The sequence below is a fragment of the Promicromonospora aerolata genome, assembly GCF_042682255.1.
Taxonomy (GTDB): Bacteria; Actinomycetota; Actinomycetes; order Actinomycetales; family Cellulomonadaceae; genus Promicromonospora; species Promicromonospora aerolata.
Genome location: NZ_JBHUHF010000001.1, coordinates 4,827,663 through 4,845,673, shown reverse-complemented (window position 1 = coordinate 4,845,673; position 18,011 = coordinate 4,827,663). Strand labels below are relative to the sequence as shown.

Genomic DNA, 18,011 nt, shown 5'->3' with positions numbered 1-18,011 from the left:
TCAGGCGTCGACGCGGCGAAGACGCGACATCGGCGAGAACTCGCCGGGCATGACGCGCTTCTGGCCGTCGCCGAGAGCCTTCTCGAGGATGCGGATGTCCCGCACCAGGTTCTCGAGGCCCTTGGGCTCGAGCGAGGAGGCGTGGTCCGAGCCCCACATGGCGCGGTCGAGCGTGATGTGCCGCTCGACGGCGACGGCGCCCAGCGCCACTGCCGCGATCGAGATCTGCAGGCCGGTCTCGTGGCCCGAGTAGCCGATGGGCACGCCGTAGCGCTCCTGCAGCGTCGTGATGGTGCGCAGGTTCGCCTCCTCGGGGGGAAGCGGGTAGGTCGAGGTGGAGTGCAGGATCACGAGCTTGCTCGTGTCCAGGATCTCCACGGCGGCGTCGATCTGCTCGAGCGTCGACATACCGGTCGAGAGGATGATCGGCTTGCCGGTGGCGGCGAGCGCACGCAGCATCTCGTGGTCCGTCACCGAGGCGGAGGCCACCTTGTGGGTCGGCACGTCCATCTTCTCGAGGAACTCCACCGACGGGGCGTCCCACGGAGAGGCGAACCACTGCACGCCCTTTTCCTTGGCGTACGCGTCGATCTCCGTGTACTCCGGCTCCTCGAACTCAACCTTGTACTTGTACTCGAGGTACGTCATCTCGCCCCAGGGCGTCTGACGAATCTTGTCGCGCTGATCCTTCGGAGTGCTGATCTCCGGGGTGCGCTTCTGGAACTTCACGGCCTGGCACCCGGCCTCGACCGCGACGTCGATCAGCTTCTTGGCGATCTCGACGTCACCGTTGTGGTTGATGCCGATCTCGCCGATCACGTACACGGGCTGGTCGGCGCCGACCTGCAGGTCGCCGATAGTGACCGGCGCGGGCTGCGCGTTCGTCGCGCTCATAAGAAGGTCCTTCCGAAAGGGTCGAGCACAGGGTAGTGCTGTTACGTGTCGTCGGGACTAACCGGTGACGACGGGGGTCTGGACAGCTGCCGTGCTAGCGGCTGCTGAAGCCGGACGCGCAGCGAGTATACGGTCACAGATCTCACGAACCGCGCCGTTCCCGCCCTCGCGGGACAGTACGAGCCTGGCCTGTGCCTTGACCTCAGGGCGCGCGTCGGCGACCGCGACGGGCCAACCGACGATCGCCATGGCGGCGAGGTCGTTGACGTCGTTGCCGACGTACGCGACCCGTGCCGGGTCCAGCTCCTGCTCCGCGATCCAGCCGCGCAGGGCGGTGGCCTTGTCGTCGACGCCGTGCATGACCTGCACCTTCAGCTTGTCCGCACGCGAGGCGACGACCTTGTTGACCTCGGTCGACAGGATGAGGATCGGCAGGCCCGTGCGGCGCAGGAGGGACACGCCCATGCCGTCGCCGCGGCTCACTCGAACCTGCTCGGTGCCGTCCTGGTCGACGAACGCGTGGTCATCGGTGTGCACACCGTCGAAGTCCGTGACGAGGGCGTCGACGTCGAGCGGCTGCCTGGCCGCGTCGACGTCCTGGTCCACGAGCTGGCGGGCGAGCCAGAGGTCGCGCGGCTCGTCGATCTCGATGGCCCACTCGGGGGCGACCGGCTGGATCCCGACGTCGCCGAAGAACCGCGTGGTGCCTGCACGGAATCCTTCCGTGCGCATCACATAGAAAGCACCGGTCTCGCGAAAGTGCTGCGGCCGCTCCTGCCGGCGCGGGCGGTACTCCGTGGTGTGTCCCACAGGGCTCGCGACGCCGTCGTCGATGCGCCACTGGAAGTCGTGCGTCTCGGAGACCGCCACCACCACGTCCTTCTCGCCCGTGGCGACCCGGCGGATCGCCGTGTCCAGGTCCTCGGGGTCGATGAACGGCGAGGTGCACTGCACCAGGACGGTCACCGGCGGGATCTGCTGCGGCGGCAGGCCGCCGTCACCGGCCTCGACGCGGTCCAGCACGTGCAGCAGCGCCGACTCCGACGACGCGGTGCCGCCCGCGATCTCAGCGGGGCGTGCGACCACACGCGCTCCGTGCAGCCGCGCCTCTGCGGCGATCTCGTCGTGGTCCGTCGAGACGATGACCTCGGCCACCGACGACGCCGCCAGCGACGCCTGGACGGCGCGCCCGACGAGCGTGATCCCGTCCACCCGCGCGAGATTCTTCAGGGGTACGCCCTGCGAACCTCCCCGGGCCGGGATGACGACGACGGCGGACGGGGTTTCACCGGGCACAGACATACGTAGCACTCTCGAGTCAGGTCGGGCGGGACGGGTACGCCGTCAACACTAGCGCCATACGCACGGTGGAACGCACCAGGCGCCGTCCCCGGACCTGCTCGGGATGTGGGATCCTGCCGTTGCGTGACGACAGTCGCCAACCTCCCCAGATGTATTCCCCACGAAGCGGTATGCGGCGCCCCCAGAGATCCCGCGTGACCGTACCGAGAACGGAGACAGCTCGAGTGCCCGGAAACGAAGGTCGTCAGGCGAACTCCCCGCACACCGACGCCGGTGCACCACGTGCGGTCTCGCGGGCCGATCGGCGGGCGAACGCGCAGCGCACCGCCGAGGTGATGCGGATGCTGCGGAGGATCACGGGCTCCCGGCCGAAGCTCGACCCTGCCACCACGCGGTTCCTCGCGAAGGGCCGGCTCACGTGGCCGGAGGTCCCGGAGGTGCGTGCGGCGATGCTCGACGGCGCAACCGGTGCGATCGACCGCTGGGACCTGGACGCAGCGGCGGTGCTCGCCAAGCGCCTGCGGGTCGACTCACCCGATCCGGAGACGCGCCGTATCGCAGGCATCGTCGCACTGCTCGCCGGTGACACCGAGGCAGCGGAGGAGTACTTCTACCACGCGTCCCGTGGCACGGGCTCGGTGGCGCGTCGCCACGCGAACGCGCGCCGCACCGTGGAGAGCCTGCAGCAGTTCCTCGACTTCCGGGCACGCATGCTCACGCACGAGGGCCCGGAGGACCTGGCCGACCTACGGGAGCTCGCTGCATCGGTGTCCGTCGCCGATCGCAGGACGAGCGACGCCGCTTTCGGTCGGTATCTCGTGGCGTGCCTCACCCAGGGTGTCGACGGGCCGCTGGGCGAGCTCCTCGACGAGTTCGCCGACGCCGGTCGCATGACCGCGCTCGTCGCGCCGCCCGGCCTGCTCGATCTCGCCGTCGAGAACGCCGAGTACGTGGCGGCCGACGCCGACCACGCCGGTGCACTCCGGCTCCTGCAGGCCACGTTCCGCCAGTACGGTCTCGTCTCCGAGCGGTACCTCCTCGCACTCGGCACGTCGCTCTCCGCGCTCAGCCACTACGGCCCTGCCCGGCGCGCCCTCCGACTCGCGAGCCCCGGGGTCGGTTCGGCGCGCGCCGCGCAGGTCGCCTGGATCATGCACGACGACCAGTCCGCGTACACGCTCGCCCGCAAGGCGATCCGCCACGACATGCCGCGGTCGTCCGTCCGTACCGTGCTCGGCCGGGTCGAGCACCCGATCACGCCCCCTGAGGCGGACGCCCCCACGGGTGGTCTCGGTCACGTCGCGTTCTTCGTGGACCGCGGGGAGAACTTCGGCGACATCGTGCTGCCCCACGCGGTCCGGGACGCGATCAGTGAGCCGGCGGGCCCCGCCGAGTGGACCGCTTTCCACGCACACCAGGTGTTCGACGACGAGTTCGTGCGGATCGCGAACAGCCAGCGCGCGCTCGTCGTCGGCGGCGGCGGCCTGTTCCTCCCGGACACCTCGCCCAACGGGAACAGCGGCTGGCAGTGGAACGTCCCTGCGGCGTCGCTCGACGCGCTGACGGTTCCGCTCTACGCCTTCGCCGTCGGCTTCAACCTCTTCACCGGCCAGCACTTCAAGGGAGACCTGTTCCGCCGCAGCCTTGTCGCCTTCACGCGCAAGGCCGAGTTCGTCGGCCTGCGCAACACCGGTTCGATCGAGCGCGTCCGGAGCATGCTGCCCGCCGAGCTGCACGACAAGCTGCGCTTCGTGCCCTGCCCCACCACCGTGCTCGAGCACATCCGCCCCGAGCTGCCCGCCGGGGGCTCCGGCTCCGGCACGGTGCTGCTCAACGCAGCGTTCGACCGCAGCGAGCGGCGCTTCGGCGGCGGCTACGCGGACTTCCTCGCGCAGATCGTCGAGTTCACGAACAAGGCCACCAAGGGTGGCGCAGAGGTCAGGATCGCTGCGCACACCCGTGGCGACCTCCGGCTCGCCAACGACCTGGAGGCGGCGCACGACCTGAAGCTGACCGTCGACGAGCTGCACAACATGGACCAGGACGACGCGCTCGCCGTCTACCGCCAGGCATCCCTGGTGATCGGCATGCGCGGCCACGCCACGATGATCCCGTTCGGCGTGGGTACCCCGGTCCTGAGCATCGTGTCGCACCCGAAGATGCGGTACTTCCTCGAGGACGTGGACCGGCTGGACTGGGGCTACGACGTAGGCGATGCGGCTCTCGGAGCCCGGCTCGCCGAGCGGACCCTCGACGTGCTGGGCCGCGAGGACGACTACCGAGCGGACGTCGCCGACCGGCAGCAGCTCCTGCTCCCGCACGTCCGAGCAGCAGCCGAAGCAGTAGCGAAGTCCTGACCCGGCGCGTTTCGATCCGGCCGTTAGACTCGACCGGTCTCAGTTCATCGAAAGGGAGTTACCGATGCCCACCATGCGGAGCGTTCCGCTCGGCCGTGAGCCGGGCGACGCGGAAATCGCGTCGTTCGCCGACCTGATCGACAGGCCACTGCTTATTGTCGGCAACGGACCGTCGTCGGCCATGCCTCCTTATCACCGGATCCCGGCGGACGCGGTGGTCTTCCGCATGAACTGGTTCTTCCTCGAGAGCAACTACCACTTCGGGGACCGGGTCGACGCGTACTTCAGCGCCATTCCCAACGAGAAGCTGGAAAAGCTGCTGCAGGAGGAGATGCGGGCGGGTCGCTACGACGTGCGGCGGATCCTCAGCCCGATGCGCCACGCCGCGAACCGTGACGGTGACAAGTACGGCCTCGAGCCCATGCCCGGTGTCGAAGAGCTGGACTCCTGGTCCATCCCGGCGCTGCACCCCCGCCTCGCACGCGCCTTCATGAGCCGCCCTGGCCTGCCCACCACTGGCATGCAGGCCCTCGCGTTCGGCCTGGGGGTCGGTTTCCGCGAGGTGTACCTCGCCGGCGTCGACATGTACGAGTCCAAGGACAGCCGGTACGGCTACACGGTCACGCAGGCCGCGGAGTCCGCCCTCAAGGACAAGGACCTCACGCCGGGCTACGAGTCCGCGCACGGCCTCGACTCCGACCTGGCGTTCCTGCGCTCGTGCCTCACGGAGTTCCCGGACGCGACCATCCGTTCCGTGAGCCAGTCGGACACGCTGCACCTCTTCGTGCCACCGGCCGACGACCTCACCGACCGCCCGCACCTCACCCCTGAGGCGGTGCCGACCCTCGCCGCGTCGAAGGACACGGTGGACCTGCAGCTCCCCGAGGTCGGCGAGGACGCCTCCGTCGTCGTCCCCCAGGTCGGCGGCCCGCTGTGGAAGGAGATCGACGGGCGCAAGTGCGCCTTCGTCACCGTGGTCTCCGGTGCCTACCACCACGGCGCGCGCGCCCTGGCGAACTCGCTCCGCGAGCACTCGGACGTGCCGCTGATCGCGCTGGTCACCCCGGACGCCGACCGCGCGGCCCTTGCTGCGAGCGGCATCAGGACCATCCAGGTCCCGGGCATCCGCAACCCCATGAACGCGGGCGGCAACAAGATCCAGGCCCGCTTCGCGATGACCTACACGAAGCTGCACGCGTTCCGGCTCGACTTCTTCGACCGCCTCGTCTACCTCGACAGCGACACCATCGTCAAGGGCGGCCTCGACGACCTGTTCGACGGCGACGACTTCGCCGCCGTGCCCGACGCCGGGCTGGACCTGCCCGACGGCACCGTGTTCAACTCCGGCGTCTTCGCCGTGAGCCCGTCGCACGCCATGTTCGAGAAGATGATGTCGCAGCTGGGCCACACGACGTCGTACGACGGTGGCGACCAGGGCTTCCTCAACGAGTTCTTCTCCGACTGGCGCAAGCTGCCGCTGGAGTACAACACCACCAAGCGCATCTACTCCCACCACCCGCAGGTTTTCAACGAGGAGGACGTCAAGGTCCTCCACTACGTGGGACGCAAGCCGTGGGAGCCGACGTCGAGGGGCGAGCGGTACGACCAGCTCGACTACGCCTGGCTCGACCACCTCGCCGACTGGGAGAAGAACGAGCTGGTGCGCGAGCTGCGCCACGCCGCCGCCGGAGGAAAGCCCCCGGAGGCCGGGAGCAGCAGCCCGTTCCGTCAGGCCCAGGAGGCCAACCGGACGAACCGCGCCAAGGACGCCGTGCTGACGATCGAGGCGGTCATGGCCCAGCGCGAGCCGACGTCGGCCGAGCTGCGCGAGCTCGCCAAGGCTTACCGGCGCCTGGGCAGGCATGACGACTGTGCCCGTGTGCTCAAGCAGGCCTACGCGATCGACCCGCGCCGGAGCGTCATGCGCGACGTGATGCTGGCACAGGCTCGCTCCATCAAGAAAAAGCTCGCGTAGCGACGTCGTCCGTACGACAGAGCCCGCGGGATACGCACCGAATCGGTTCGTATCCCGCGGGCTCTGACGTTGCGTCGGGCGCCCGGTACGGAATGCCCGCTACTTCGTCGAGGCGCGCTGGGTGCCGCGGCCACCCTTCAGGATGTTGCGCAGGCCTCGGGGGGCCGCCGGCTCGTCGGCCGACGCCGGCGCAGGTGCTGCGGCCGGTGCGGGCTGCGTGGCCTCGCCGGTCGCGCCGCCCTCCTTGCGCTTCACGCCGGTCTTCGCTGCGACCGCCGCTTCCAGGAGCCGACGACGGTCGTAGTCGCTGTCGTAGTCCGCCTGGGCGAGGCTGATCTCGCGATCGCTGTACGGGACGAGGTCGGCCGTCACCTTCTCGCCGGTGAGACGCTCGTAGATCGTCGAAAGGTTGTTGGTCGTCGTGTCGACGAACCGCTGCTGCGTCCCGGCGAGCTCGGTGTGCAGCGCCGCGCGGTTGGCCTCGACCGTGTTGATCTGCGTCAGCGCCGCACCCGCGAAGTCGTCCTGCCACGGGTCGATCAGGAACTCGGGGTGACCGATCTCGTGGGCGAAGTAGCGGATCTTGTTGTTCGTGCTCAGCGACAGCGGGATGTTGTTGAGACCGAACGGGATCATCTGCGAGTGCCCGCGGGCGCCGAGGATGATCGGCAGCTGTGCGTAGTCGCGCATCCCGTTGAACAGGACCTTTGTGCTTCCGTACAGAGGACGCCCGGTCAGGCCGAGCTCCTCGCCGTACTCCTGGAAGAACTTCATGTCCGCGCGCTTGTGCCCGAGGAACTCGACGTCCCAGCCGTCCGACTGGAGAGTCGTGATCAGGTCACGCAGCTGCGGGAAGATGGCGCCGGGCTGCAGGCCGGACTGCAGGTGGGCCACCTCGAGGCCGACCTGGATGCCGATGCGCTTGTCGGTGACGGGGCCGTCGCCGGCGACGCGCGGGAGCAGCACGCGGCCCAGCGTCGTCGGGCACGGCTGCAGGGTCAGCTGCGGCGCGGAGTCGGGCTCGTCCAGCCAGCCACGCATGTCGTCGACGGCGCCCGTCGAGCGCAGGCCGAAGAAGATGCTCTGCGACATCGTCTGGTTGATGTGCTTGCGGAAGACCTTGTTGTGGGTCTCCGGGTCGAACGGGTGGGGGTTGCCCGCGCCGAAGACGATGATCGGCTTCTTCAGCTTCTTCAGCAGCTCCACCGTGATGTTCCACTGCCAACCCGAGGCGGGGGCCGCGTTGGTGCGACGCGGGAAGATGCCGCCGCCGCCGATCACCACACCGTCGAAGTTCTCGTTGATGTCGTCCACGAACGAGCTGGTGGCCTTCTCACGGAACGGGCTGGTGCTCGTCAGCTCAAGGTAGTCCCCGCCGCCCCACGAGTTGAACGCCTGCCGAACGAGCTCGAAGAGGAGCTGGTCGCCATAGCTGTAGACGGTCTTGAGATCTAGGTGGAGCAGGCGCTGGCGACTCATCATCCCTCAGTTTCAAACGGTTGGGCCGGCGGGCCCGAGAAGAATAGCATCGGGCCCTTCGCCGACCAGTGGGCTGACCCGCGGGGCCTAGAGAGCCTCCGGCACGTACGGCGAGGAGCCGTCCTCCCCCATCATGTCGTGCAGGGCCTTGTTCGACGGCGCCAGGGCCGTGAGCATCTGCTGACGCTGCTCAGGGGTGAGGAGACGGGGCGCCGGGTGCGTCACGTTCGAGAAGTTCGCGTCGAGGAAGTGGCGGAGCGTACGCGAGTCCTCCTTCTCCAGCTCGGCGTTGCCGACGAGAGCCAGCTTCAGGGCCACGTCCGAGTAGCCGCGGTTGACACCCTCGGTGTTGAACGGGAACTTCGGGACGACCCCGATGCCGGTGCCCGAGAAGAAGTCGCGCACGAAGTGGCGCGACTTGAGCGTCTTGATCGTCTCGAAGTACTTGACCTTGATCTCGGTGCCCTCTGGCAGCGCATCCCGCATCTGGTCGATCAGGACGTCCCAGCGCAGGTTCTCGTCGGTGACCGGCTCCATGAACTCCTCGAACGTGAGGGTGGAACCCATCCGCACCGTCTGCAGGTAGGAGCTCTCCACGAACCTGTCCTGGCGACGCACATAGAAGAGGAGCGTGGTGTGCTCCGGACGCAGCTCCTCGTGGGCGATCCGCAGGACGTCACCGGCAGTCCCATAGATGGGCCCCGTGCGGAAGGAGTGCACGGAGGCGAGCAGGTCCTCGTGCGACAGCAGAAGATTCTCGTGCTCGAGCTGGCCGCGCAGGATCTCGAAGCCCCGGTTCACGTTGCTGATGTCGAGCCCCTTGCGGCGCCAGAGCGAGTGCACCCGGCCGGTGGCGATCTCGTACTCGTTACGGACCAGCACCTCGTAGCCCTTCTTGCCAAAGGCCTCCCGGTTGGCCTGGAGCGCCTTCTGCACAAGGGTCGTGCCGGTCTTGTGGGCGCCCGCATGGAGGACGAGGTGTTTCACGGAACGGGACCTTTCGCGTCGGGAACGGCCACAGGCTATCAATCACCCGCCCGTGCCCTGCATCGTGCGGTCACCGGCGCCTGCGATCACCAGCGCACGAACGCGACGGCACTCACCCGGGTCTCGACGATGCGTTCGACGTCCTTGACCACGAGCCTGCTCTCCGCGTGCACCGTGGACCACGCACGGTCGTGGCAGTAAACGTCGTTCCGCACCTCGGTCCACATCCCGTGGACACACGCCGCACGAAAGACCTCATGCTGTCGACCGTAGCTTTCACCGCCTGGCATCACACCGAAGGTCGCCGCAGTTCACCCGCACGAACGCCCCGGGGTGCCGACCGTGCCCGCGTGGTGCACAGTGACCAGAGGGGGTGAGCGCACATGGACACCCGATTCGCACTGCTCGCCGCACTGCTCGCCGCGACGCTCGTCGCGACGCCGGCCACCGCGGCGCCGGCGGACCTGCCGGACCGGTTCGTCATCACCGGCTCGGGCTACGGGCACGGCGTCGGGATGCCGCAGTACGGCGCGTACGAGATGTCCCGCCGCGGCTCGACGGCCAGCGGCATCCTGCGCCACTACTACCGGGACACCGCGGTGGCGAATCGCAGCACACCCGCTCTCGTCGACGTCCAGATCTACGGGCCGGACCCGTACTCGTTCTCCGGCTACGGCGACACCACCGCGACGACGATCACCGTGCGCGACGGCGCCTGGCGGCTGCGCGCCGGCGAGCAGACCGTCGCGTCCGGCCCGGCAGGCAAGCTCCGGGTCTGGACGTCCAAGGGCGACATCGTGGTCCGCTCGGGGGACCGGGTCATCAAACGCGACAAGCTGGTCCTGCAGCTCGCAGGGACCCGGTACTTCCGGCCCGACGGCACCCGCAGCACCGCCGTGGTCGACGGGGCGCACGGCACGTACCAGCACGGACGGATGGTGCTCAGTGCGTCGAAGGGCATCCCGAACATCGTCAATCGGCTGCGCCTGAACTCGGAGTACCTCTGGGGCCTGGCCGAGATGCCGGCGTCGTGGGGCACGACAGGTGGCGCGCAGGCGCTCCGGGCGCAGGCGGTCGTCGGCCGGTCGTACGCGCTGCTGAAGCGAGCGGACTGGAAACGGACCTGCCGCTGCCACCTGGTCGACGACGTGCGCGACCAGTACTTCTCCGGCAACCAGGTGGCGTCCGGATTCGCCGGGGCGCACTGGGTGCGAGCCGTCAACGCCACGAAGAGCTCGCTGATGAACGGCAAGGTGCTCGTCCACGGAGGCCGCCCGGTCGCCGCCCACTACTACTCGTCCAGCGGAGGCCGCACCGCGAACTCCGAGGACGTGTGGTCGTCGGTCATCCCGTACGAGCGGTCGGAGGCAGACCCGTACTCGAAGGCGGCGCCCGGCAACGGCTACGCGCGCTGGACCCGCGGGATCGGGCAGGCCAAGGCGCAGCGACTGTTCGGGCTGGGCCAGGTCGCGTCGATCAGGGTGGCGGACCGGTACTCGAGCGGGCAGGCCAAGACGCTGGTGGCCACGTCGCCGAGCGGCCGCACCGCCCGGATCTCCGGCTCGGCCGACACGATCCGGGCGAAGGTCGGCGCCGCCACGTTCGCGGGCAACGTGCCGGCGGCGTGGTTCACGAGCATCCGAACCCGCTGAGGGACGCGCGCACTGAGCGGGACGGGCTCAGAGCGCCCGGCCGTCCGACTCCAGCAGCACCGGGATGCCGTTGCGCACGGGGTAGGCCAGCGGCCGCTCGGCGTCGGTCGAGTGCAGCTCCGGCTCACCGCCCGGTCCGACTCCGTCCACCAGGGTCGCTCCGGTCACGGGGCAGCGCAGAATCTCGCGCACCCAGGGCTCCAGCGCCTCGAACTTGTTCGTGCTCACGATGTCTCTTCTTCCTCTGTCGAAGCGGCCGGCTCACGCACGAGCGACAGGACGTCGTCGCGCACCTTCTCCATGATGTCGTGGTCTGCGGCCTCGACGTTGAGCCGGAGCAGGGGCTCGGTGTTGGACGCACGCAGGTTGAACCACCACTGGGGGTGGGACTCCCAGTGGGAGACGGTCACGCCGTCGAGGGTGTCGACCACGATCCCCGGGTAGGCGACCCGGTACGCGTCGAGCACCCGCTCGGTCGCGGTTGCGGCGTCGGACACCGTCGAGTTGATCTCCCCCGAGCCGACATACGGCTCGAACATCTCGGCGAGCTCGGACATCGTGTGCTCCTGCGTGCTCAGCGCCGCCAGGACGTGCAGGGCCGCCAGCATGCCGGTGTCCGCGAACCAGAAGTCCCGGAAGTAGTAGTGCGCGCTGTGCTCACCGCCGAACACCGCGCCGTGCTCGGCCATCTGCGCCTTGATGAACGAGTGGCCGACGCGCGTGCGCACCGTCTTCGCTCCGGCCGCGGACAGCAGGTCCGGGACCGCGCGGGAGGTGATGAGGTTGTGGATCACCGTGGGGGTGCGACCGGCGGCCAGCTCCTTGGTCACCTCGGCGAGCCCGACCAGGGCGGTGACCGCCGACGGCGAGACGGCCCCGCCACGCTCGTCGACCACGAAGCACCGATCGGCGTCGCCGTCGAACGCGAGCCCCAGGTCCGCCTCGTTCGCCACGACGGCCGCCTGCAGGTCGATCAGGTTGCTCGGCTCCAGCGGGTTGGCCTCGTGGTTCGGGAACGAGCCGTCGAGCTCGAAGAACAGCGGCACCAGCTGCAACGGCAGCGCGGCGAGGCCGGCAGCGTCGCCGAGGACGGCGGGGACCGTGAGGCCCGCCATCCCGTTGCCCGCGTCCACGACCACCTTGAGCGGCCGGGACCCGGACAGGTCCACCAGCGAGCGCAGGAATCCGGCGTACTCGCCGAGCAGGTCCCGCTCGGTCACCTGCCCGGTGTCGGCGACCGGCTCGGGGAACGCACCGTCGAGGATCTCCTGCGCCAGCTCCCGGATCTCCGCCAGGCCGGTCTCCTGTCCTACCGGGCGAGCGCCGGACCGGCACAGCTTGATCCCGTTGTACTCGGCCGGGTTGTGGCTGGCGGTGAACATGGCGCCCGGGACGTCGAGCTGCCCCGAGGCGAAGTAGAGGCCGTCGGTGGAGCACAGCCCGATCAGTGTCACGTCCACGCCCGCCGACGTCAGGCCCTCGGCGAACGCGTCCACCAGGTCCGGACCGGACTCCCGCATGTCCCTGCCGATCACGACTCCGGGGTGCCCGGAGCCGGCCGGTCCGGCGGCGTCGGCGTCGGGCAGGACCACCACCCGTGCGAACGCGACCCCCAGGGCCTGCGCCACCTGTGGGGACAGCTGGTCGGGAACAACACCGCGTACGTCGTACGCCTTGACGATGGAACTCAGGTCGATGGCCACGCGGACAGCCTACGGAGCCGCGCGGGCGGACGCGATCAACCCCGCTGCAGCGTCCCGAACCAGTCACTGCCGGCAGGCGTCGGCGGCCGGTGGGCGATCGGTACGGATCACGCCTCCCGCTCGAGGACCAGAGAAACTGGCCCATCAGGGTCGGGGCGGAGCTCGAACGCGTCCTGACCATGCAGATTGAGTGGAAAGCCGTGGACGCCCCCGAGCCCTTCATCGATCGACAGGTAGACGACATCGTCGGAACCGAAGTCGACGACCTCCCACTCACCGCTGAAATCTGCGGTATCGGTACCACCGGACCCGACCGCCTCGTCTCCCGAGATGCCGGTGGCGAGGAACGTGCCGTCGGGCTCGAGCCGGAGCTCACCGCCCGTCTCAGCACTCCGATAGGTACCGGAGACCTGATCGGCCTCGATCGGCGTCGAACACCCTGACAAGAGTCCGGTGGCAGCGACCAGCGCGATGACGGCCCACCGCCGACCTCGATCTAGGAGATCCGAGTTTCCGTGAAGTGGCCTCATGTCCACAGCGTGGGGCCTGAGGTGCGTGTACACAAGGTTCCTGTGGTGCCTGCCGTGGCGAGAGTCGCACAGGCCTCGAGATGGCCCTCTGTCCCTCACCGCGCACGGACGAACGGACTTCCTTCACCGTTTGGTCGCAGTCGCCGGGCTATCCTGACGCGGTGCTAGCCGTCGCTCAGTTTCACGCGCCCCTGCCGCTGACCAACACGATCCAGCGGTACGACTGGGGGTCGGTCGATGCGGTGCCCCACCTGCTCGGTCTCGAGCCCGACGGGGAGCCGCAGGCCGAGCTGTGGCTCGGCGCGCACACCAGCGCGCCGTCGGTGAGCCTGATCGAGGGCGAGGACGTCGCGCTCGACCGCCTGGTCCGCGAGGCCCCGGTGCAGACGCTCGGCCACCGGGTGGCGGAGCAGTTCGGCCCGCGCCTCCCCTACCTGCTGAAGGTCCTGGCCGCCGGCAAGGCCCTCTCCCTGCAGGTGCATCCCTCACCGCGGCAGGCCCGGGAGGGTTTCGCGCGCGAGAACAAGGCCGGCGTGCCGCTCACGTCGCCGAAGCGTTCGTTCAAGGACGACCAGCACAAGCCCGAGATGGTCGTCGCACTGTCCCAGTTCGAGGGGTTGGCGGGTTTCCGCACGCCGCGCACCATCCTGGACGTGCTGGAGGGGCTGCCGGGCGACCTCGTCGAGGGCGTTCGCGCCGCACTGCTGCGCGACCGCAGCCACGACGGCATGCGTGAGGCGTTCAACCACCTGCTGTCCGCGCGGTCGGACGCGGCCTGCGCGGCCGACATCGAGGTCACCGTCGACTCGGTGCGTGCCCGCCTGGCGGCCGGCTCGCGGTTCGAGCGCGCCGACCGCACGGTGGTCGACCTCGCCGAGCAGCACCCGGGCGACCCCGGCGCCATCGCGTCCCTCATGCTCAACCGGTTCTCGCTCGAGCCGGGCGAGGCCGCCTTCACCCCCGCCGGCGTCGTGCATGCCTACCTGTCCGGGCTGGGCATCGAGATCATGGCCAGCTCCGACAACGTGCTGCGCGCCGGTCTCACCACCAAGCTCGTGGACGAGGAGAACCTCGTCGCCTGCACGGTGTTCTCACCGCAGCAGCCGTCCGCCCCCGAGATGACGACGGCGGGCAGTCGCGGGCAGGTGCACACCTATCGGGTGCCGGTCACGGAGTTCGCGCTCACGACGGCCGACGTCGACCCGGCCGAACACGTCACGTTGCCTGCCACCGGCCCCCGGATCCTGCTGTGCCTGGCCGGGGAGTTGAAGCTGGACGCCGACCGTTCGGAGGACGGGCCGCAGCGCCTCGTCCAGGGCGAGTCGGTCTTCGTGCCCCACGACGCGGGCAACCTGGTGCTCTCGGGCGCCGGCCACGCGGTCTGCGCCTGGGTCCCGTAGCGAAACGATCTGTACCCAGTGATCTGGCCCGAAACTCTCGTGTTTTCGGGCCAGATCGCTGGGTAGAAGTCAGGCCGACGGGGGGTCGTCGGCGCGGAGGACCCTGAGGTGGCCTCGGCGGGCCGTCTCCGTCACCGTCGGCGGCTCCGCGGGGCGGCGGGCCTTGCCGGCCTCGCGCACGGCGTCGGCCAGTGCGGACAGGTCGTCCGGGCTGGGCCCGGCGTCCTCGAACTCGGGCATGAGGCGGACGACCTCCCACCCGCGCGGCGCGGTCAGCCGTTCGGCATGCTCCGCACACAGGTCGTAGCTGTGGGGCTCAGCCAGGTGCGCAAGCGGACCCAGAACCGCCGTCGAGTCCGCGTACACATACGTGAGCGTCGCTACGGCCGCGTTGGTACAGGCCGAGCGCGAACACTGTCTCACCGATCTCACGCGCCGAGACTACGCCCTGACCGGGCACAACGCGCCGAACACGCCCGGGCGGTCACGGTCGGAACGGCGGGGGCCGTGCGTCGGGACGCCGCCCACCGCGGACCAGCAGCAGCCCCGCACCGGCGAGGACCAGGTCGATCACGGTCAGGGCGACGCGGCTGACGAGCACCGCGAGTGCGGCGGCGGGGGCGGACAGCGCCCCGGCGAGGACCGCGGCGAGGACCACCTCCCGGACGCCGGCGCCGGCCGGGGCGACGACGAAGAGGAACCCGGCGGTCCAGGCGAGAGCCCACCCGCCGGTCGCCAGGGCGAAGGTGCGCACGGTAGGGGGCAGGCCGAGCCCGGTGCAGAGCACCCAGAGCTGGAGGCCTGCGACGAGCCACCCGGCCACCGACCAGGCGGCGGCGCGGCCCAGGCCCCGCCACGTCGTCGGCTGGTCGGGTGCCTGGCGTCGGGTGGCCCGCACGACCAGACCGATCAGCCGGTTCAGCACGGGCGGGGCCAGCACCACGACCACCGCAGGCGCCACCCAGACCACCCAGGACCAGGCGCCCAGTGCGCCCGCCGAGACGAACGGCAGGGCGACGGCGCCCACCGCGGCACCCGACGCGACGGACACGGCGACGGCCACCAGCATCGACGCGGCCGACCGGCTGCGCGGCACACCGTGCCCCACGCCGACCTCCGCGGCGGCCACGACGTTCCAGACACCGCCCGGCACGTACTTCCCGAGCTGGCTGACACCGAAGAGCGCAATGGCACCGCGCAGCGACAGTGGCGAGCCCAGGTCCGCGAGGACCGCCCGCCAGGCCAGCAGGGTGCACCACACGTACAGGGCACCGAGCAGGCCGACGAGCAGCACGTCGGTCGCGGTCAGGTGTGCCGCCGCCCCGGCCAGGGCCGCACGGTTGCCGAGCACGTACCAGACGGCCAGCACCAGGGCGATCGCGAGAAAGCCCCAGCGCACCCAGGGCGACCGGAGCGCGGCCAGGGCGACCCGCACGGCCGCGCGCCCGGCCGTCTGCGCCGTCGTGGTCGCAGGGCCGGCCGTCACCGGACGTCCCGACGGCGGAGCTCGGCGGCCAACGGCTCGGTGACCGCCTGTGGGCGGATCCGGCCGCGTCCGCGCGCGGCGCGCACCTGTGCGGTGGCCAGCGCCGCGGGGTCGCAGAGCGTGACGAGCCGGTCCGCGAGCGCCCCGGGGTCGGCTACGGGGACCAGCTCGACGTTCTCCCCCACGGCACGGCGCTGCGGCGGTGTGTCCGAGGTGATGACCACGCAGCCCGCCGCGAGCCCCTGGTACACCTTGTTCGGCACCACCCGCACGCCCTTCGGGGTGTCGCTGAAGATCCCGAGGCAGACGTCGTGGCCCGCGACGAGCCCGGGCAGCTCGTCGGGTTCCACCCAGTCGCGCCAGGTCACTCCGGGTGTCCTGGCGAGGATCTCGCGTGCCCGGGGCAGCTCCTGGCCGGAGCCGACCATGGTCACGCGCAGCGAAGCACCGGCCGCGACGGCGTCCCGTACGGCCTCGGCGATGACCGGCGCACCCTGCAGCGGGGTGTACAGCCCGAAGAAGACGACGGACAGGCCCGCGGCCTCCGGCGGCCCCAAGAGCGGCCCCGAAGGCGGCACCGCAGGCAGCTCCGCGACCGGTTCTGCCCGGGACGGCGCGACGCGCCAGGCGTCCGCGGCACCGACCAGCACGGTCACCCCCCTGTCCGGGTCGGGGAGCATCCGGCGGTGCTCCTCGGTGTCGGTGACGACCACGTCGGCGCACGAGACGGCCAGCCGGTCCAGGCCCGCCAGCAGCCGGACGCGCAGGCCGGCGGCTCCTCGGTCGGCGCCCGTGTCGCCGGCGAAGACGAGGTGGTCCAGCACCACCACCGAGCGCGGGTACAGCAGCCGGGCGAGCAGCACGTCGAAGTGCCCCAGGTAGCCGACGAGCACGGCGCCGGGCGCACCCTCCGCTCGCCGCTGCCGTACGCCGTCGGCCACCAGGCCCGCCCAGCGGCGCAGCAGGCGGCCGGCGAGGACGGGCAACCGCCACGGCTGCTGGAGCATGCGGACCCGCTCGGCGGTGGAGAGGCCGAGCGGGCGGTTCAGCTCGGTGACCTTGATGCCGTGGGCACGCAGCCCGGCGATGAGCACGGCGACGCGCGGGTGCCGCGCGGCGTCGTAGGTGCCGAACGCGATCACTACACGGCCGCCGGGACGTCCGTCGGCCCGGCCGGCTGTTGCCGGTCCAGCTGTCCCGCCCGGTCGACCGACCCCGCCTCGTTGCCCGCGGACGGCTGGCGGTTCTCCGCCGAGCCGGCCATGGCGGGCGCCGTCGTCGTGCCGTACTGCACGTCCTTGAGCCGCTCGAGCGTCTCCTCGAGCAGCACCCGGTTCGTACGCTGGAGGTCGGCCAGCACGAGCAGCGCGAAGCTGAGCAGCGCCCCCACGAGGGACGCCGCCCCGAGCACTATCGACTGGAGGTGCTGACCGCCCGTACCGGTAGCGAGGAGCACCGCGTACCGGCCGAACGGGACCGCGGCGCCGAGCGTGAAGACGAGGCCCAGCGTGATGAAGACGGCGTGCGGCTTGTACATCACGTAGGACCGGCTGATGGCCTGGCCCGACTTGGCGATGTGCTGCCACATGCTCGTGAAGAGCCGCGACTCGCGGGTCTTCGCGTTGGTGGTGACCGGCAGGCTGCGGATCCGCATCCGCTTGTGCCCGGCCTGGATGATCGTCTCCATGCAATAGCTGAACTGCGTGACGACGTTGAGCCGCATCAGGGCGCCGCGAGAATACGCGCGAAAGCCGCTCGCGGCATCCGGGAGGTTGGTTCCCGCAGCAAAGTTCACGACATTGCTGCCTATCTTCTGCAATGCCTTCTTCAGCGGCGAGAAGTGCTCGATGGTGCCGGTCTGCCGGTCGGCGATCACGATGTCCGCATCGCCGAGCACCACCGGCATCACCAGGTCCCCGATCCGTTCCTGCGGGTACTGGTTGTCACCGTCGGTGTTCACCACGATGTCCGCCCCGTGCCGGAGCGCGTAGTCGATACCGTCTCTGAACGACCTGGCCAGGCCCATGTTCCGGGTGTGGTGGACGAAGTGCCGCACGCCGAGGCGACGCGCCACCTCCACGGTGCCGTCGGTCGACCCGTCGTCGACGACCAGGATCTCGATCTCGTCGATCCCCGGGATCTCACGGGGAATTGTGGCAAGCACCAGAGGAAGGGTTTCCTCCTCGTTCAAGCAGGGAATCTGCACGAACAGCTTCATGGCCCCGTGCTTTCGGTAGCGGGCTTTC

At 70.1% G+C, this 18,011-nt stretch carries 16 protein-coding genes; 4 read left to right on the top strand and 12 right to left on the bottom strand.

The window, feature by feature from the left end; genetic code table 11:
- Both ACFSL2_RS21615 and ACFSL2_RS21610 read right to left on the bottom strand, forming a co-directional pair.
- Entirely contained in the window at nucleotides 1–894 is an 894-nt protein-coding gene (locus ACFSL2_RS21615; protein WP_377181242.1) for an N-acetylneuraminate synthase family protein, read from the bottom strand.
- A gap of 57 nt (nucleotides 895–951) precedes the next feature.
- Nucleotides 952–2,196: a cytidylyltransferase domain-containing protein gene (locus ACFSL2_RS21610; RefSeq protein WP_377199812.1), complete on the bottom strand. Its 1,245-nt coding sequence runs from the start codon at nucleotides 2,194–2,196 to the stop codon at nucleotides 952–954.
- A 224-nt stretch (nucleotides 2,197–2,420) separates the two neighbouring features.
- On the opposite strand from ACFSL2_RS21610, the gene ACFSL2_RS21605 reads away from it, so the two are divergent.
- On the top strand, nucleotides 2,421–4,553 hold the full coding sequence (locus tag ACFSL2_RS21605; protein ID WP_377199811.1) for a polysaccharide pyruvyl transferase family protein: 2,133 nt from the start codon (nucleotides 2,421–2,423) through the stop codon (nucleotides 4,551–4,553).
- Nucleotides 4,554–4,617: 64 nt separating this feature from the next.
- Nucleotides 4,618–6,528 carry a glycosyltransferase gene (locus ACFSL2_RS21600; protein WP_377199810.1) on the top strand — a complete coding sequence of 637 codons (1,911 nt, stop codon included), beginning with the start codon at nucleotides 4,618–4,620 and terminating at the stop codon, nucleotides 6,526–6,528.
- A 99-nt stretch (nucleotides 6,529–6,627) separates the two neighbouring features.
- On the opposite strand, the gene ACFSL2_RS21595 is transcribed toward ACFSL2_RS21600, so the two are convergent.
- The 3 genes from ACFSL2_RS21595 to ACFSL2_RS21585 form a co-directional block, all read right to left on the bottom strand.
- Complete coding sequence (locus ACFSL2_RS21595) at nucleotides 6,628–8,007, bottom strand: polysaccharide pyruvyl transferase family protein (protein ID WP_377199809.1); 1,380 nt, start codon at nucleotides 8,005–8,007, stop codon at nucleotides 6,628–6,630.
- An 87-nt stretch (nucleotides 8,008–8,094) separates the two neighbouring features.
- On the bottom strand, nucleotides 8,095–8,994 hold the full coding sequence (locus ACFSL2_RS21590) for a hypothetical protein (RefSeq protein ID WP_377199808.1): 900 nt from the start codon (nucleotides 8,992–8,994) through the stop codon (nucleotides 8,095–8,097).
- A gap of 86 nt (nucleotides 8,995–9,080) precedes the next feature.
- A complete protein-coding gene (locus ACFSL2_RS21585) occupies nucleotides 9,081–9,209 on the bottom strand; it encodes a hypothetical protein (protein ID WP_377199807.1) in 129 nt (42 codons plus the stop codon).
- Between the two features lie 168 nt (nucleotides 9,210–9,377).
- Here ACFSL2_RS21585 and ACFSL2_RS21580 point away from each other — a divergent pair, with 168 nt between their 5' ends.
- Nucleotides 9,378–10,646: a SpoIID/LytB domain-containing protein gene (locus ACFSL2_RS21580; RefSeq protein WP_377199806.1), complete on the top strand. Its 1,269-nt coding sequence runs from the start codon at nucleotides 9,378–9,380 to the stop codon at nucleotides 10,644–10,646.
- A 27-nt stretch (nucleotides 10,647–10,673) separates the two neighbouring features.
- On the opposite strand, the gene ACFSL2_RS21575 is transcribed toward ACFSL2_RS21580, so the two are convergent.
- The 3 genes from ACFSL2_RS21575 to ACFSL2_RS21565 form a co-directional block, all read right to left on the bottom strand.
- Nucleotides 10,674–10,874 carry a Trm112 family protein gene (locus ACFSL2_RS21575; protein WP_377199805.1) on the bottom strand — a complete coding sequence of 67 codons (201 nt, stop codon included), beginning with the start codon at nucleotides 10,872–10,874 and terminating at the stop codon, nucleotides 10,674–10,676.
- Nucleotides 10,871–12,349, bottom strand: a complete 1,479-nt coding sequence (locus tag ACFSL2_RS21570) for a phosphomannomutase/phosphoglucomutase (RefSeq protein WP_377199804.1) — start codon at nucleotides 12,347–12,349, stop codon at nucleotides 10,871–10,873. The genes ACFSL2_RS21575 and ACFSL2_RS21570 overlap by 4 nt, the downstream gene beginning before the upstream one ends.
- Nucleotides 12,350–12,456: 107 nt before the next feature.
- Nucleotides 12,457–12,912 carry a hypothetical protein gene (locus ACFSL2_RS21565; protein ID WP_377199803.1) on the bottom strand — a complete coding sequence of 152 codons (456 nt, stop codon included), beginning with the start codon at nucleotides 12,910–12,912 and terminating at the stop codon, nucleotides 12,457–12,459.
- 128 nt (nucleotides 12,913–13,040) lie between these two features.
- Between ACFSL2_RS21565 and manA the strand changes: the two genes are divergently transcribed.
- Nucleotides 13,041–14,279 (top strand): mannose-6-phosphate isomerase, class I, encoded by a 1,239-nt coding sequence (gene manA, locus ACFSL2_RS21560; protein ID WP_377199802.1) that lies wholly within the window; start codon nucleotides 13,041–13,043, stop codon nucleotides 14,277–14,279.
- A gap of 69 nt (nucleotides 14,280–14,348) precedes the next feature.
- Here the strand turns inward: manA and ACFSL2_RS21555 are convergent, their stop codons facing one another.
- From ACFSL2_RS21555 to ACFSL2_RS21540, 4 genes are read right to left on the bottom strand one after another with little or no spacing between them, the layout of a single operon-like run.
- Entirely contained in the window at nucleotides 14,349–14,711 is a 363-nt protein-coding gene (locus ACFSL2_RS21555; RefSeq protein ID WP_377199801.1) for a DUF3499 domain-containing protein, read from the bottom strand.
- Between the two features lie 52 nt (nucleotides 14,712–14,763).
- Complete coding sequence (locus ACFSL2_RS21550; protein ID WP_377199800.1) at nucleotides 14,764–15,765, bottom strand: lysylphosphatidylglycerol synthase domain-containing protein; 1,002 nt, start codon at nucleotides 15,763–15,765, stop codon at nucleotides 14,764–14,766.
- A complete protein-coding gene (locus ACFSL2_RS21545; RefSeq protein ID WP_377199799.1) occupies nucleotides 15,762–16,907 on the bottom strand; it encodes a glycosyltransferase in 1,146 nt (381 codons plus the stop codon). The genes ACFSL2_RS21550 and ACFSL2_RS21545 overlap by 4 nt, the downstream gene beginning before the upstream one ends.
- Complete coding sequence (locus tag ACFSL2_RS21540) at nucleotides 16,907–17,956, bottom strand: glycosyltransferase family 2 protein (protein WP_377199798.1); 1,050 nt, start codon at nucleotides 17,954–17,956, stop codon at nucleotides 16,907–16,909. The genes ACFSL2_RS21545 and ACFSL2_RS21540 overlap by 1 nt, the downstream gene beginning before the upstream one ends.
- Between the last annotated feature and the right edge of the window lie 55 nt (nucleotides 17,957–18,011).

Coding starts and splice junctions, on each gene's coding strand:
- ACFSL2_RS21615 (WP_377181242.1), bottom strand. CDS start 894: ATGAGCGCGACGAACGCGCAGCCCGCGCCGGTCACTATCGGCGACCTG.
- ACFSL2_RS21610 (WP_377199812.1), bottom strand. CDS start 2,196: ATGTCTGTGCCCGGTGAAACCCCGTCCGCCGTCGTCGTCATCCCGGCC.
- ACFSL2_RS21600 (WP_377199810.1), top strand. CDS start 4,618: ATGCCCACCATGCGGAGCGTTCCGCTCGGCCGTGAGCCGGGCGACGCG.
- ACFSL2_RS21595 (WP_377199809.1), bottom strand. CDS start 8,007: ATGAGTCGCCAGCGCCTGCTCCACCTAGATCTCAAGACCGTCTACAGC.
- ACFSL2_RS21580 (WP_377199806.1), top strand. CDS start 9,378: ATGGACACCCGATTCGCACTGCTCGCCGCACTGCTCGCCGCGACGCTC.